10 protein-coding genes are annotated in these 16,594 nt (G+C 52.8%); all 10 read left to right on the top strand.

The annotated features are described in order from the left end of the window. Positions 1–14: 14 nt before the first annotated feature. The 10 genes from tssH to U9O48_RS23165 all read left to right on the top strand — a co-directional run bounded on the left by tssH (position 15) and on the right by U9O48_RS23165 (position 16,520). Entirely contained in the window at positions 15–2,669 is a 2,655-nt protein-coding gene (tssH, locus tag U9O48_RS23210) for a type VI secretion system ATPase TssH (protein WP_324724461.1), read from the top strand. Then, positions 2,666–5,017, top strand: a complete 2,352-nt coding sequence (locus U9O48_RS23205; RefSeq protein ID WP_324724459.1) for a type VI secretion system tip protein VgrG — start codon at positions 2,666–2,668, stop codon at positions 5,015–5,017. The genes tssH and U9O48_RS23205 overlap by 4 nt, the downstream gene beginning before the upstream one ends. Before the next feature lie 14 nt (positions 5,018–5,031). Then, entirely contained in the window at positions 5,032–7,218 is a 2,187-nt protein-coding gene (locus U9O48_RS23200) for a M23 family metallopeptidase (RefSeq protein ID WP_324724458.1), read from the top strand. Positions 7,219–7,228: 10 nt separating this feature from the next. Further along, positions 7,229–7,684, top strand: a complete 456-nt coding sequence (locus U9O48_RS23195; protein WP_324724457.1) for an XAC2610-related protein — start codon at positions 7,229–7,231, stop codon at positions 7,682–7,684. 143 nt (positions 7,685–7,827) lie between these two features. Beyond that, positions 7,828–8,457, top strand: coding sequence for a hypothetical protein (locus tag U9O48_RS23190; protein WP_324724456.1), 630 nt, complete (start codon positions 7,828–7,830; stop codon positions 8,455–8,457). 41 nt (positions 8,458–8,498) lie between these two features. After that, positions 8,499–9,707 carry a hypothetical protein gene (locus U9O48_RS23185; protein WP_324724455.1) on the top strand — a complete coding sequence of 403 codons (1,209 nt, stop codon included), beginning with the start codon at positions 8,499–8,501 and terminating at the stop codon, positions 9,705–9,707. Then, a complete protein-coding gene (locus U9O48_RS23180) occupies positions 9,704–13,186 on the top strand; it encodes an ImcF-related family protein (protein ID WP_324724453.1) in 3,483 nt (1,160 codons plus the stop codon). The genes U9O48_RS23185 and U9O48_RS23180 overlap by 4 nt, the downstream gene beginning before the upstream one ends. Next, complete coding sequence (gene tssA, locus U9O48_RS23175) at positions 13,186–14,787, top strand: type VI secretion system protein TssA (RefSeq protein ID WP_324724452.1); 1,602 nt, start codon at positions 13,186–13,188, stop codon at positions 14,785–14,787. Before U9O48_RS23180 ends, tssA begins: the two co-directional genes overlap by 1 nt. Positions 14,788–14,817: 30 nt before the next feature. Beyond that, on the top strand, positions 14,818–16,089 hold the full coding sequence (locus U9O48_RS23170; RefSeq protein ID WP_324724451.1) for a PAAR domain-containing protein: 1,272 nt from the start codon (positions 14,818–14,820) through the stop codon (positions 16,087–16,089). Positions 16,090–16,091: 2 nt separating this feature from the next. Next, positions 16,092–16,520 (top strand): hypothetical protein, encoded by a 429-nt coding sequence (locus tag U9O48_RS23165; RefSeq protein WP_324724450.1) that lies wholly within the window; start codon positions 16,092–16,094, stop codon positions 16,518–16,520. The last annotated feature ends 74 nt before the right edge of the window (positions 16,521–16,594 follow it).

Genomic DNA, 16,594 nt, shown 5'->3' with positions numbered 1-16,594 from the left:
AAAGAGAGAGATTCATGGAAAATCCAGCCATCCTGTTGCGACGTCTGAACCCTTACTGTGCCCGTGCGATGGAAGGGGCTGCTTCGCTTTGTCAGACTCGTGCGCACGCGGAAATCCTGCCAGAGCACTGGTTACTGAAACTGCTCGAACAGGGTGAAGGTGACCTGACGGTGCTGGCCAGGCGCTACGAGTGGGATATGGATGCACTGTGGCAGGATTTACTCGGCTGGCTGGATAATCAACCGCGCTCGGTACGCAGTCGCCCGCAGTTATCCGCCGATATACAGAAACTGATGCAGGAAGCCTGGATGCTGGCTTCCCTCAATGGTGAAGAGCAAATCCGCAGTGTGCATCTGCTGATGGCGCTGGTTGATAAACCTAAACTGGCGCGTTGTGATGGTCTGTGGCCGCTGCTGACCCTTGGTCAGAGCCAGCTGGAGCGCCTGCGCCCACTGCTGGACGCACAGTCAGACGAGCGTCCGGACGTTCAGCTGGAAGAAGAGCTGGCGCAGAATCACGGTGGTGAAGTGGAGTTTGTCGGCCGTCCGGTCGGTGCAGAGCTGAAAGAAGGCGAACTGAACCCGGCGCTGCAGAACGCGCTGGATAAATTCACCCTCGATGTTACCGCCAAAGCGAAAGAGGGCAAAATCGACCCGGTATTTGGGCGTGACACTGAGATCCGCCAGATGGTCGATATTCTCTCGCGCCGCCGTAAAAATAACCCGATTCTGGTCGGCGAACCGGGTGTCGGCAAAACCGCACTGGTTGAAGGCCTGGCGCTGCGTATAGCAGAGGGCAACGTGCCGGAATCTCTCAAGCCGGTTGTTCTGCGCACCCTTGACCTCGGTCTGTTGCAGGCAGGGGCTGGCGTGAAAGGTGAGTTCGAACAGCGCCTGAAAAATGTCATTGATGCGGTACAACAATCGCCGGTACCGATTTTGCTGTTTATCGACGAAGCCCACACCATTATCGGTGCCGGTAACCAGGCAGGTGGCGCGGATGCGGCCAACCTGCTGAAGCCGGCACTGGCGCGCGGCGAACTGCGCACCATCGCCGCGACCACCTGGAGCGAGTACAAACAGTACTTCGAGCGCGATGCCGCGCTGGAACGTCGCTTCCAGATGGTGAAGGTCGACGAGCCGGACGACGACACCGCGTGTCTGATGCTGCGTGGGCTGAAATCCCGCTACGCCGAACACCATAACGTGCACATCACCGATGACGCGGTTCGCGCCGCCGTCACCCTGTCACGTCGTTACCTGACGGGGCGTCAGCTGCCGGACAAGGCTGTTGACCTGCTGGATACCGCCGCAGCGCGCGTACGTATGAGTCTCGATACGGTGCCGGAACAAATTGTGCGCCTGAAAGCACAGCTGACCGCCCTGGAACTGGAAGAACAGGCGCTGCTGGAAGATATCGCCGCCGGCAGCAACCGCCATGGTGACCGCCTGGGTGCCATTGAGCAGCAGCGGACTGAACTGGAAGCGCGTATTGCGGAGCAGGAAGTGCGTTTCAGCACTGAAAAGGCGCTGGCACAGCAGCTGATGGCCAGCCGTCAGGACATCAGCCAGCAGGCTGAGATTACCGACCTGCAAGAGCAGCTCGAACAGGCACAGCAGGGCGACGTGCTGGTTCAGGTGGATGTGGACACCCGCACGGTTGCGAACGTGATTGCCGACTGGACCGGCGTGCCGCTCTCTTCCCTGATGAAAGACGAACAGACTGAGCTGCTGACTCTGGAAAATGAAATCGGCCAGCGTGTCGTCGGTCAGGATGCTTCCCTTGAGGCTATCGCCCAGCGCCTGCGCGCGGCGAAGACTGGGCTCACGTCAGAGAATGGCCCACAGGGCGTGTTCCTGCTGGTCGGCCCGAGCGGCGTCGGTAAGACCGAAACCGCGCTGGCGCTGGCAGACGTACTGTACGGCGGTGAAAAATCGCTGATTACCATTAACCTGTCCGAGTACCAGGAGCCGCACACGGTTTCGCAGCTGAAAGGCTCACCGCCGGGCTACGTCGGTTACGGGCAGGGCGGCATTCTCACCGAAGCCGTGCGCAAGCGTCCGTACAGCGTGGTGCTGCTCGATGAAGTGGAGAAAGCGCACCGCGACGTCATGAACCTGTTCTATCAGGTCTTCGACCGCGGCTTTATGCGCGACGGCGAAGGACGTGAAATCGACTTCCGTAACACCGTTATTCTGATGACCTCGAACCTCGGCAGCGACCACCTGATGCAGCTGCTCGATGAACAGCCGGAAGCCACTGAGGCCGACCTGCACGAAGTGCTGCGCCCGATTTTACGCGACCACTTCCAGCCGGCACTGCTGGCCCGTTTCCAGACCGTTATTTACCGCCCTCTGGCCGAAGCGGCCATGCGTACCATCGTGGAAATGAAGCTGTCACAGGTCAGCAAGCGCTTACATCGTCACTACGGCCTGAGCACGCAGATTGATGAGAGCCTGTATGACGCACTCACTGCCGCCTGCCTGTTGCCGGACACCGGCGCACGCAACGTCGACAGTCTGCTCAATCAACAAATTCTGCCGGTGCTGAGTCAGCAGTTGCTGACCCACATGGCTGCGAAACAGAAACCACAGTCGCTATGCCTTAGCTGGAGTGAGGAAGAGGGTATCGGGCTGGAGTTTGACCGTACACAAGGAGTGCACGCATGAGCAGTAATCCCCCGATCAGATTCAGCCACAACCATCACCAGCTGTCGGTGAAGGGATGTGACGCAGAGCTCGATGTACTGGCGTTTGAAGGCGATGAAGCCCTCAGCACGCCGTTCAGTTACCGTATTGAATTTACCAGCGCTGACCATGCTATCAGTAAAGAAACGATGCTGATGAAAGCAGCCTCCCTGACGCTGCAGGCCCCGGTGGACCAGGGTTACGGCATCAAAATGCAGCAGGCCGTGCGAACTCTTCAGGGAGTGGTGAGCGGCTTTGAACGTCTCAGTACCTCAAAAGATGAAACCCATTATGCCCTGACGCTGCAGCCACGCCTGGCGCTGCTCGATCGTTCGCACCAGAACGCCATTTATCAGGACATGTCGGTCCCACAAATCGTGGAAAAAATTCTGCGCGAGCGTCACAACATGCGCGGTCAGGATTTTCTGTTCTCACTCTCAAAAGAGTACCCGCGTCGTGAACAGGTGATGCAGTACGGCGAGGATGACCTGCACTTTATTACCCGTCTGCTGGGTGAGGTCGGTATCTGGTTCCGCTTTACCACTGATACGCGCCTGAACATTGACGTCGTGGAGTTTTATGACGGTCAGCAGGGGTATGAAAAAGGCCTGACGCTGCCATCAGTCCCTCCATCAGGACAGCATTCGGACGGTGTGGACTCGGTATGGGGCATGGAGAGCCATCATAACGTGGTGCAAAAGCAGGTCAGCACCCGTGATTACAACTACCGCCAGGCCACGGATGACATGAACACCCAGGTCGATGCGACCCGCGGGGATGCCACCACCTACGGTGATGCCTATCACTATGCGGATAACTATCTGACACCGGGTAGTACCTATGACCGCAATCCGGCCCCGGAGTCCGGGGCCTTTTTTGCCCGCATTCGTCATGAGCGTTATCTGAATGGCCAGACGCAGACCCGCGCCATCACCAGCTGCCCGACCCTCTCTCCGGGTCAGGTAATGAAAGTCACCGGCGGGTACGAAGTGGCAGACGTGTTTGCTCAGGGCGTGGTCGTCACGGCGATGCACAGCCATGCGCGACGGGATGAAGACTTTGGCGTCAACTTCGACGGCATCCCGGACAGCACTGATTTCAGTTTCCGTCCTGAGCCTGGCTCACGTCCGGTAATGGCTGGCACATTGCCGGCACGCGTCACGAGCACCACCGAGAACGACACCTACGGCCACATCGATAAAGACGGCCGCTATCGCGTCAACATGCTGTTTGACCGTGATAACTGGGAAACCGGGTTCGAGAGCCTGTGGGTGCGCCAGTCCCGCCCGTATGCCGGTGACACCTACGGTCTGCACCTGCCGTTGCTGGCAGGCACCGAAGTGGCGATTGGTTTTGAGGACGGTAACCCGGACAGACCGTACATTTCTGGCGTGCTGCACGACTCGGCGCACGGTGACCATGTCACTATCCGAAACTACAAACGTAACGTCCTGCGCACGCCTGCGAACAACAAAATCCGCCTCGATGACAGCCGTGACCAGGAGCATATCAAGGTCTCCACCGAGTACGGCGGCAAGAGCCAGCTGAATCTCGGACATTTAGTGGATGCGGAGAAGCAGAAGCGCGGTGAAGGATTTGAGCTCAGAACCGACAGCTGGGGAGCCATCCGGGCACAGAAAGGGATGTTCATCAGTGCTGATGGCCAGACGAAAGCACAGGGTCAGGTGCTGGAGATGCAGCCAGCGGTCAGCAATCTGGGTGATGCCCGGGAGCAGATGACGTCTATCTCCGATGATGCGCAGAAGGCGACCGCGAACCCGGCCGATCTCCAGGCGCAAATCAAACTGCTGGAACAGCAGCTGACAGACCTCAAAAAATCAGTGCTGATGCTCAGTGCACCTGATGGAATGGCGCTGACCAGCGGACAACATCTGCAGGTATCAGCCGGGCAGAACCTGATAGCCACTGCCGGTAAAAATGCCGACGTCAGCGTGGTGAAAAATCTGTTCGTCGGGGTAGGTAATGCCCTGAGCGTGTTTGTTCGTAAGCTGGGGATCAAGCTCATCGCGAACCAGGGGCCGGTGAGGATCCAGGCACAGAATGACCTGATGGAGCTCATCGCTCGTGGAGAAATCAGCGTCGTCAGTACCGAAGATCGTATCGAGATTATTGCCAAGAAGCAGGTCACGATCAACGGGGGTGGAAGCTATATCACCCTCGATGCCAATGGCATTGAATCAGCCACACAGGGGGAGTACCGGACTAAAGCCGGGCATTACGGGCGAAAAGAAAAGGCTAACAAGCCAGAAGACTTCCCGAATGTGGCTCCTGAAACCACAGAACCTTCCAGTAAATTCAGCTTTTCCTGACAAGGAGTCAGTTTATGATTATCAGCCCACCTCTTTTGAAAGCGAAAGATGCCCATGAAACTGATGCGGCCTGGATTGAAAGAGTCATGACCGTAGTTGACCGCCGTGGGTATCCGGTTAACGGTTATGGTTCGTGGCATGGCGGAATACATATACGTCAGACTGACGAAGGGAGACCTGCTGAGAGCGTGCGGGCGATAGCGGAAGGTACCGTCGTTTCACTCCGCAAAAGCTCAGACAAGCGCGATCAGGCACCCTTTAACATCAACGCCGATAAACCCAATACAAAGGGGAGTGATGATGGTTATGTGCTGATAAAGCATGAAACCGAGATCGGTAGCGGTGATGTAGCAAAAGTGGCTTTCTACTCCCTATACATGCACCTGAAGTCGCTGGCTGAAACTGTTAAAGCCGGTGAGAAAGTTTACCGTAAGGATCCGTTAGGCCTTCCGGGCATGGTGGATGGAGTCAATGCTTTCCATTTCCAGATATTCTGCGATGACGACAACATCAGCAAGCTGACGGGCAGGAAATCAGGGGAGCTGGATATTTCGAAGAATGGCCGCACTGATGCAGTTTACGGTGATATTCACTTTTATCTGCCTCCGCAGACAAAGTTTTATGACAAGACCCCCGCAGATAACAGCACGTCTATCACCGGGCTTTCTGAGCTCTATACCAGCAATGCGCCTCTGTATGCCAGCATGACTCTGGCCCAAGGCAACTGCACGATGGTAACGCGGCAGAAAAATACGCAGATTGACGGAAAATATGATCTGCTGGGCGAACCACTGGTTAACGCAGACGGTGAAGACTACGAGTATAATCTGTATAAAACCGCACTGAAGAATTATAAGGAAAGCCCGAGTGCCGGTTTCGAATTACTTCGCTTTGGGCGGGTGATCAATACAGACCATGAAACACTGGTACCGGCAGATGCGCCATTATGGATGACGGTCAATTACCCGGGGGGAAAGGGAGTAGTCAATCTAGCCGATCCTAGTATTAAAAAGTTTAGTGACGCTGACTTTCCGCATTGGACAGGTTGGCAGATGGTTGATGACGATAGTGATAGCGATAGCCAGTGTAATTCAGCCATTATCAAGAAGCTGCAGGAAGATGGTGAGTTCGATAACCAGTGCGGAAAGTTAATCTGTCATTTCCCGTTTGAATGGGAAAAAAGTACGATCGACACCCGCTTCTCGTGGCTGAAAACGGGAAGTGAAGAGCATGATCCGATGACTGAAGAAGATTATGCAAAATTCAAGGCTCATGCCGAAGCGTTGTGTTTCGACTCTGCGGAACTTAGTAGCGGAAGCTTGTGGCATTTTGAACCAAAGGCATTTATTGAACATTTCAGGAATTGTAGTTGGATGAGTCTTGATGAGTTAGCCTCCACATTTCCGAAGTATTTATTTTACTCTTCAAGCGGCAACCCAAGAACGGCTCAAAAGCAGCCTGCAAGCGTGTATTCAATAAATCATGCCCATGCTAAAAGTAGAATTGAGTCACATTATGACTCTTTGAATTTGAGTATTAGAAAATATATTGGAGGGGATAAGAAAAGAATATCATTCTTCTTACCTCAGACATTACTAGAAACTGCGCAGTGGAGAGATTTAGGTGGCAGTAGAAGGTTATTACATGAGTGGGGGTTTGGTCGTTATAACTCAGTGAATCCAGCCACAGAGTATTATACTGTTTTTTATGGCAGAGGGATCATGCAACTTACATGGGCTGGACTGTATAAAACCTACGGTGAATACCGAAGTTTTCCAAATCACTCAGGCTCATATACTGATAGATTACACCCTGATGCCCCTAGGCTTACTGCAGTCTCAACTCATTATACAGCCCATCCGGATGATGGTGGTACTTTGTTCCGATGGTCTCCAAGATTTGATCCCGATATTGTGGCTGAAGATTCATACAACGCTTGTGATTCTGGTGGCTTTTATTGGGCTTCAAAAGTCTATAAACACAAAACGTCAATGAACAGAGTCGCAGATGAAGATTTTACTGCGGACAATGTTGGGTTAATTAATCGTTTGGTTAATGGAGGGTCAAATGGATACTATGAAAGGCAAGCGTACTCAAAATTTATAGGGCTTTATTTGATGGATGAAGTAAATACTAACACCACGGTTAGCGTAAGTCCTACTGGAAAGTCTCGCATTGTTGTGGACTTAACAAAATCATAAAGGTATTGCTATGAAATATGCTTTTTTCTTTTTGTTCATTTTTACCAAAATTGCATTTGGTTGTGATAATGATATTTTAGATGTTAATAGTGCAAAAAATATTTCTGCAAAGGTTTTGCTGAAAGATAATGATTCGTTGGAAGTATCAGTTTCAGAAGCCGGCAAGCAGGTTAATCAAGAAAATGTTGATGTGTCATCGGAGAAAAAAAATCACATTACATTTGAAGATTACAATCGTGATGGCTATAAAGATTTTAGTATTTGGCATCTGGATGAGGGAATGGGTACTTATAAAATCTATAGGTTATTTGTCTTTTCTCCTGCCGACAAAAAATTCAAAGAGATAAAGCCAACATGCGGCGATGACTTTGTTAACGTAAGAATTGAAGGTCATGATCTGGTAAATATGATTTATGACGATAACACTCCAAAGTCATGTTCTATCCCCCTCAAAAGTCTTAAATAACTGCATTCGATATGTAAAGAGATATATAGAGTTAAAGATATATTTAATTGAAAAATTGTATCAATGGTCGAAGCCTAGAGAAAAGTTAAATTTCATAGTCATTAGGGCATCCATGTAAGTATATAAGCAAAGGGCATAATGTTATGAAAAAAGTTTGCATGCCATTTATTATTGGTTTCAGTTCTTTCTCTATGGCTTCTGTTCTTGCTACTGACGCAGGATTTGTTCCTGTAACTAGAGCCCTGTCATCTGATTCAAGTGCCAACATTTCTTCGTCTTCCAGTTTTGATGCATGCAATATGCATTTTAGTGATTTTAAATACCCGGCATTGCCTGATGATAAGTATTTCGAAAAAGAATCACCAATATCGGAGTGGACTTGCCTGTATTCTGGTGAAGCATTTGAAACAGGATATGATGTACAGCAAGTTAACAACAAGGGGGCCAGTGTTAGTTCCGCTGATAATAAAATTATTTATGACTACAAAAATAAGGTGTGGAAATCAATTCCAGATGCTACATATGTGAAAAATGGGAAGGCAAATCATCTATCTCTATTTCAGGTTGAAAGCAAAGATGCATCTGGTATTATGGCTGTTAATGGCATGGCGAAACTTAAAGATGGAACGCTAGGCCAGAGTATTTATTTTTGTTTGATACATAAAAATAATTCCCTATGTGGTTCTGGTGTTAATTCTTTTGATGATAAAGGTGAAGATCTATCTAAAGAAGCATTGAAATTGCTTGAGAGCATTTCATTTGATGGTGACTAGCCTTAGTTAAAATTTGGAAATTTTAAAGCATGAGAGTGTGAATGTCGTATTCCCTGAAAGATCTTCCGAAATGTTATCCCCGGGAAGTTCCACCTAAAATATCTCGTTGGCTTGCCGTATTGGTGGCGATGCTGGTCATCAGCGTGATTCTTATGCGGATATTCGGACGATACATCGATAACAGTCACTTCTGGATGTTGGCCATTGGCACACCATTAGTTGTGTGGATTGTGTGTTTCACTATTCGCATGTGGGCCTGGTCATTACAGGACAGTAAAGCGAATGGTTTTGACCGGCGTCGGGAGCAATGGATCTTAAGTGAGACCCGTAGGGCTCGTCGTGCGCTTCAGGTGTTGAATACGACATTTATTACAGCCCATCAGGAAGACGAACAGCGTTCTGTCGCTGATGATATGCTCAATAATCACAGCATTATCATTTCGCAGTCGGACTGGAAAGGCGAAAAAAGCAGGAGGCTGAGCCGTATTACGGCAGAACCAGAAGATACTCCTGGATTGGTTATCTCACGTTTGTTCTCTGAGCTTATTGCCGATCTTCCATTTCACCAGTTTCCTGAGAACGCTTCGCTTGTTGTCATCCTCGATGTCTCGTCATCTCTGCCACTCCCTGCTGTCAGCAATATCTGGCAGGAAGCCTGGCAAGAGAGTGGCATAACCTGTGCACTTGAGTACACAGACAGCAATGGGCCGGGGGTAGTCAACCACTGGCTGGATCACCGCATTAAAGATGATGCGATGTTATTGATTGTTGGCCTCCAGATTGATCCGGTTGTTTCAAACAATACTGCTGAAGCAGCCGTTGCTCTGCTTCTTGGCAACCGCCTGACCCAGGAAGCACTTCAACCTCTCGCGCTGCTGCACCGGCCAGATGCTGCTCCAACCGGTGAGCTGAGGGAGGGGATGAACATGGCCGCCTATAACGTCCCGCTCAAAGAAAATATCGTCAAAAATCTATGGCTTGCCGGGCTGACGGGTGAGCAGCGTGCAGAAGTTATTGCGTGCCAGAATGCGCACCCTGCGCAGTCTGTAGAGGACGAAGCCGTCATTTCGCTCGATACATCTATGGGACATGCCGGAGCCGCGGCCCCCTGGCTGGCTATCGCTGCTGCCACCGAAATCGCCCGACAAACTCAGTTACCACAGATGATTATCTGCGGTGATACCACACAGAATGTGCTGTGGAGCACGCTCATTACCCCGATTGCTTCCCGACAGGAGATGGATCCGTGAAGCTACCTTTAGCACCGAAGACTACGGAAGGCCGCTATCTTGCTGTCGCATTGATTTTCTTTTTGCTGTTAGCCGTTATGACTTTCATGGTCTGGAAGCATCCGGATATAGCCGGGATTGAAGACGGAAGTCAGCAGCAAATTTACTGGCTTATTGCCGGCGGATGTATTTCAGGCTTCGCCCTTATCGTATCCGTAGTGCTTCTGGCGGCGGTACGCAATGCCGGCAAACAGGAGTTTAATGCGCTTGTCGACAACACCAACGGTGATGATGAGAAAAAGAAGCGGGAAAATGATAAAGCGCCTGTTCACCCTGCGGTGGTCATGTGTAACAAGATCCGGGGACATCTCCGCTCCCGTATTGGCCTTTACTGGCGTCGTAAAACCCGTCTACTGTTAATCACTGGCGATGAGGCGGCAATCGAACTACTGGTACCTGGCCTGCAGGAAAACCAGTGGCTTGAAGGTAACCGTACCGTTCTAATTTACGGCGGCAGTCTGACTGCTGAGCCCGATAAGGAAAAATACGCCGCGCTGCGTAAACTGCGTCGCGGGCGTCCACTGGACGGTATTGTCCGCGTCATGCCGCAGTCGCTTAATCTGACCCCACAAATCAGCGACAACGATTTACGCGGACTGGAAAAAATCAGCGAACTGCTCCGTTATTCCGCCCCGGTCTGGCTGTGGCAGCTGTGCGACAGCACCTGGTCGCAGGCAAAACGTACTGAGCAGCCGGTCGGGGCCAGTTTCCCACTGCGTGCTAAGCCCGTCGATATTACCCGCCAGCTTGAGCTGATGCTGCCGACCCTGCGAACGCAGGGCGTGAGTCAGGTCGCTGAGAACAATGGCCACGACTTCCTGCTGCGCCTGGGCCAGCACCTTAAAGACGGCGGCATCGCCCGCTGGGCTCAGCAACTGGTGCCATGGCTGGCTGCCTCTCAGCAGCGCGTTCCGCTGCGAGGCCTGATGTTCAGCCTGCCGGAGAATAAACCCGCCGCTACCGCAGGAGAAACAGCCGGTGCTGCACCTGCCGATGCTGAGAAATATATCCCGGAATCACAACGCCATGCGCTGACCCTGCCGGTAACCTGGCAGGGCATTGTGGATGACTGTACCTGCGTGCGTGGCCGCCGTGTCGGTATGGCGTGGGAACAGACGCTGGCCTGGACGCTGATGGCCATTATCGGTGTCTGGGGGGCGGGGACGCTGCTGTCGTTTGCGGTCAATCGCCTGCAGATTGTCTCTGTGGCGCAGCAGGCGCATGCTCTGGTGGAGCATCCCTCCGTATCGGATTATCAGCTGACGGCTCTGCATACCCTGCGTAATGACGCAGGCCGCCTGCAGCACCGTATTCAGGAAGGCGCGCCATGGTATCAGCGCTTCGGTCTGGACCATAACCAGCAACTGCTCGACGCGATGCTGCCCTGGTACGGCGTGGCGAACAACCGCCTGATCCGCGACCCGGCAAATGCCGCCCTGACGCAGAAGCTCAGCGTGCTGGCAGGCTCCGCTCCCGGCAGCGACCAGCGTGCACAGCTGGCGAAGCCGGGCTATGACCAGCTGAAGGCCTGGCTGATGATGGCCCGTCCGGATAAAGCCGATGGTGCGTATTACGCTCAGACCATGAAAGCCGTGCAGCCGACGCGGATGGGCATTTCAACCGGCCTGTGGCAAAGCATGTCACCGGATTTGTGGGCCTTCTACATTTCCGAACTGCCAAAACAGCCACAGTGGAAAATCACGCCGGATGCGCAGCTGGTGAGCCAGAGCCGTCAGGTGTTGTTGCAGCAAATTGGACGGCGTAATGCTGAAAGCACTCTGTATGAGAACATGCTCAAATCCGTGCGTCGTAACTTCGCCGATGTGTCTCTGGAAGACATGACCGGCGGTACCGATGCGCGGCGACTGTTCACCACCGAGGAAGTGGTGCCCGGCATGTTTACCCGACAGGCGTGGGAAGGGGGCATTCAGCAGGCTATCGAAAAGGCCGCAAATTCCCGCCGGGATGAAATTGACTGGGTGTTGAGCGACAGCCGGAAAGCGGTTTCCTCAGACCTGTCGCCGGAAGCCCTGAAAGCACGTCTGACGCAACGTTACTTCACCGACTTTGCCGGCAGCTGGCTGAGCTTCCTCAACAGCCTGCACTGGAATCCGGCAAACAACATTGCTGATGTGACTGACCAGCTGACGCTGATGAGTGATGTCCGTCAGTCGCCACTGATTGCCCTGATGAATACCATCGCCTGGCAGGGGCAGACCGGCCAGAAAAGCGAAGGCCTTTCGGACTCCATCATCAAATCGGCTAAAGATCTCGTAGGCGGGAAAGACAAACCTGCGATTGACCAGTCTGCATCAGGGCCGCAGGGGCCGCTCGATGAAACCTTTGGTCCACTGCTGACGCTGATGGGGAAAAACAAAGGCAGCAACGTCATGTCGGCTGACAATTCCCTGAGCCTGCAGACGTATCTGACCCGCATCACCCGCGTGCGTCTGCGTCTGCAACAGGTGGCCAGCGCCTCTGATCCGCAGGAAATGATGCAGACCCTGGCACAGACCGTATTCCAGGGCAAAAGCGTGGATCTGACCGACACCCAGCAGTACGGCAGTCTGATTTCGGCAAGCCTTGGCGAAGAGTGGAGCGGTTTTGGCAGCACGATGTTTGTGCAGCCACTGACCCAGGCCTGGGAGACCGTGCTTCAGCCGTCGGCAGCGAGTCTGAATGACAAGTGGAGCCGTTCGGTGGTGGCGAACTGGCACACCGCCTTTGACGGACGTTTCCCGTTTGCGGCAAGTAAAAGTGATGCCTCCCTGCCAATGCTGGCTGAGTTTTTGCGTAAGGACAGCGGACGTATTGAACGCTTCCTGACGACAGAGCTCAGCGGCGTGCTGCACAAAGAGGGCAGCCAGTGGGTACCGGATAAGGTCAACAGCCAGGGGCTGAGCTTTAATCCGGCTTTCCTGCGGGCGATTAATCAACTGAGCCAGCTGTCAGACATTCTGTTCACCGACGGAAGCCAGGGCATCAGCTTTGAGCTGCAGGCGCGGCCTGTACCGCAGGTGGTCGAAACACAGCTGACCATTGATGGCCAGCTGTTGCACTACTTCAACCAAATGGCCGACTGGCAGAGTTTCCGCTGGCCGGGAGATACTTACAAGCCTGGGACGATGCTGACCTGGACTACGGTCAACGCCGGTGCGCGCCTGTTCGGAGATTACAGCGGGACCTGGGGCTTTATTCGCTGGCTGGACCAGGGCAAGTGTGCGCAGCTTGACCGCAGCCAGTGGATGATGAGCTTCACCGCCCCGGACGGCCGGACCCTGCAGTGGGTCCTGCGTTCACAACTCGGAAAAGGTCCGCTGGCACTGCTGGATCTGCGCGGATTCACGCTGCCGGATCAGATATTCAGTGTCGACAGCGCAGCCACGGCTCAGGCGCTAATGGCCAGTGCCGGAAACAGTGACATGGATGGAGTCGAATAATGAGCACACTGCAGAATCTGGTTGTGGCCTGTCAGGCTGACGACACGCAGCTGCGGCAACAGGCGCAGACACGCACGGAAAACTGGCAGGCCTGGCTTGCTCCGGTAACTGACACCAGTCCTACCGGGGAAGACCCTGGCTATGACGACGATTTTCAGCGTATCCGGGAGGAGGTCAATAAGCTTTCCGGCATCGATACCGGGCTGATTTGCTCGCTTGCCGAAAAACTGCTGATCAGCACTGCCAAAGATATCCGGATCGCCACCTACTACTGCTGGGCGCGCCTGCACCAGGACGGGGAAACCGGATTTGCCGAAGGGCTTGAACTGCTGGCGGGATTGCTACAGCGCTATGGAACGCAGCTTCACCCTCAGCGTGAACGGAGCCGTAAACCGGCGCTGGAGTGGCTCGCAGGCTCCCGTGTTCTGGACAGCCTGTCACTCTGGCCGGAAGTGGTACGCGATGATGCACTGCGCACTGCCGGTGCGCTGCTGCTTATTCGCGACAGTCTGGAGACAGAACCGGAAGCGTCACGGCCAGAACTGAATGCCCTGTACAGTGCGCTTGAATCTCGCCTGATGAAGGCCGGGGGTGTGGATGCTGTGGTGCCACAGAACGCCGGTAACAAGGCACAGTCACAGACCTCCACGCATACGACGGAGCCTGACGCGCCAGTTCTGAGTCGCATTACCTCCGGTCAGGATTTGCTGGCCCAGGCCCGTACACTGACCGGATATTTGCGTGAGCAACCCGATGGCTGGCTTGCCGCCCACCGGCTGATGAAAAGCCTGCGTCATGACACGCTGAGCGCTATTCCGGCCCCGGATGCCGAAGGAAAAACGCGCATCGAACCGCCGCGGGCTGACCAGCGGGCCATGCTCAAACGCCTGTACCTGCAGCAGAGCTGGCTGGAGATACTGGAGCAGGCGGACAGCACCTTCTCGCGTGGCGCCAATCACCTCTGGCTGGATTTGCAGTGGCATATCCACCAGGCCCTGATGAAATCGGGACAGGATGTACTGGCTGATATCATCGCCGCCGACCTGAAAGGACTGCTGCGCCGCCTTACCGGTCTTGAAACCCTGGCCTTTAATGACGGTACGCCGTTTGCCGATGAGGTCACGCTGAACTGGATAAACCAGAGCGTGCTGGACGATATGTCCGGCTGGCGGGATGAGCCGGTCAGTGCTGTCAGTGAGGCGGATAATGATATCCTGGCCCTCGAGCCGGAAGCCCTGGAGAAAGCGGACACTGACGGTCTGGACGCCACACTCCACTGGCTCCAGACGCGCCCGGGTGCGGATTCCACGAAAGACAAATGGTTGCTGCGCTTGCTGATGGCCCGTGTGGCCGAGCAGAAAGGTAAGAATGAACTGGCGCTGCATTTGCTGGGTGAGCTCGATGGTGCAGCACAGTCAATCACCCTCACACAGTGGACTCCTGCACTGTTGTTTGAAGTGAAATCACGTCGCCTCAGACTGCTGCGAATGAAAGCCACGCGCAGTGAAACCGATAAATCACGGCTTCAGCCCGAGATGGATTTGCTTCTGTCCGGTCTGATTGCGCTCGATCCGGCAAGCAGTGCAGTGCTTTGCGGATAACCCGGACAGAATTCAGCTAAAGGGAAAAATATGGCAGCAGAAGGCTTTTACCTGGTGCAGGGCGACAAGACGACCTGCGGCGGGAAAATCACCACGGGCGCAGAGGATCACACTCTGTTTGATAAACCGGTTGCCCGGGAACAGGACAGCGTGACCTGCGGTAAACATGCCGGGCTTTTCAAGATAGCCGGTGGCATCGACAACGATACCATTCATGACCGGCGAATGGCCGGAACCCTCGACAGCTACAGTACCTGCCCCTGCAAGGCGAAGTTTATTCCATCAATGATGGATGATACGTACGAGAAGAGCAGTGGCGCTTCCGCTGGAGAATCGGCAGCAGGCTTTACAGCGGCTCCGACGCAAACTTCTCCTGAATTGCCTGGTTATCTGACCGGTGAGCAAAAACCATCTGGTTTTGTTCCAGATTACCCGGCATTACGTAATACACGTAACTTCCCGGATAGTAAGTTAAGGGCCATGCTGCAGGCCAATAGCCAGGAAGTTATGCTACTTACCCTCGGCGAAGTATATGAAGTACTGTCGTCATGGGGGTTTTACAAAAATGGTTGGGTGGACCTGACACAAAGTCAGCCGGGACAGATTGCAGTAAATTATGGCCTGGGTATTAAAGACGCCATTACAACAACCATGCTTATTGCCGATTTAAAACTGTATGACATTAAATCTACGGTGTATGTAAATAAAAATGGAACTGAGCTCATAAAGCTTACTGGATATGCAGGGATACGAAAAATATTAAACGCGCCTGTATATGCGCTTAAAAATCCCAAGGTCGTCAGCCTGGGGATTGGGAAGTTTGGTGTTAAGAGTGCCATTGTCGAAGGCACTGTTATAACATTTTATTTCGCTCTCGCGTATCGTACTATTGATTTCATAATGAATGATGATACCAGTCTGGCTGAATTTATAGGCTCGCTGGCAACAGATGTCGTAAAAATCGGTATAGCGTCTGCTGTCAGTTGGGGGGCCGGTGCCTTATTGACAATGACTCCATTTGTTATTGGCCCGATCGTGGCTGTCGTACTTGTTGGTCTTGGGGCGAGCATCGCATTGAACGTACTTGACGATCACTTTAAAGTCACTGATAAGCTTGTTGAATTGATTGAGAATGCACAGCAGGAATTTGTTGATAAAGCTCGCGAGATCGAGGACGGATTCTGGGATCTTGGAGCTATGTATCTGGATGGGATGCTACGGACAGGGAGAGAGTTCGTGATTGCAGAAACCAGGAAATACCTGCGTGAAACGCTACAAGAAATTATTCCAATGGATTATTGATAATGTACCCTCTTAAACAACGTGTAACTGCATTTTTCGGGGTGATATTCTTCCTGGCGATTTCCGCCGGAATTTCATATCTCGGTATTTTTAAGTTGTGTGAATACCTTTCTTACCCCGATGTCGTTAACTTCTCTTTTTGGGTGACTTTTGCTGCCGCATTTTTCTTATTTTTCTCACCGTTATTGGCGATGATATTTCCTGTTATTTTTACTGGGAAGCAGATAACCATTGCATCAGGTAAAAAATTACTGAAAACCACGTTTGTCATCTTAGGGTTAACTGTCCTGGGAATGTTTATCTTTTCAGAAAGATACACAGCATCTTTAATGCATAAAGGTTACACAGAATGTCAGGGGATCCCTTCGGGTTGGATGCCTGGCATGGCAAAAAAATATGCCATAGAACCGTCCCTCTGTACTCAACATTGATGGTTCACTTTTTTATATGATTACCCGTGCCAGACTCCCGGAGTCTGCTTCAGTGTTTAACACGCAGCAATTTA

The organism is Lelliottia sp. JS-SCA-14 (genome assembly GCF_035593345.1).
In the GTDB taxonomy this organism is placed as follows: Bacteria; Pseudomonadota; Gammaproteobacteria; order Enterobacterales; family Enterobacteriaceae; genus Enterobacter; species Enterobacter wanjuensis.
This window is presented reverse-complemented; position numbering and strand designations above follow the sequence as displayed.

Coding starts and splice junctions, on each gene's coding strand:
- U9O48_RS23185 (WP_324724455.1), top strand. CDS start 8,499: ATGTCGTATTCCCTGAAAGATCTTCCGAAATGTTATCCCCGGGAAGTT.
- tssA (WP_324724452.1), top strand. CDS start 13,186: ATGAGCACACTGCAGAATCTGGTTGTGGCCTGTCAGGCTGACGACACG.
- tssH (WP_324724461.1), top strand. CDS start 15: ATGGAAAATCCAGCCATCCTGTTGCGACGTCTGAACCCTTACTGTGCC.
- U9O48_RS23205 (WP_324724459.1), top strand. CDS start 2,666: ATGAGCAGTAATCCCCCGATCAGATTCAGCCACAACCATCACCAGCTG.
- U9O48_RS23195 (WP_324724457.1), top strand. CDS start 7,229: ATGAAATATGCTTTTTTCTTTTTGTTCATTTTTACCAAAATTGCATTT.
- U9O48_RS23200 (WP_324724458.1), top strand. CDS start 5,032: ATGATTATCAGCCCACCTCTTTTGAAAGCGAAAGATGCCCATGAAACT.
- U9O48_RS23165 (WP_324724450.1), top strand. CDS start 16,092: ATGTACCCTCTTAAACAACGTGTAACTGCATTTTTCGGGGTGATATTC.
- U9O48_RS23170 (WP_324724451.1), top strand. CDS start 14,818: ATGGCAGCAGAAGGCTTTTACCTGGTGCAGGGCGACAAGACGACCTGC.
- U9O48_RS23190 (WP_324724456.1), top strand. CDS start 7,828: ATGAAAAAAGTTTGCATGCCATTTATTATTGGTTTCAGTTCTTTCTCT.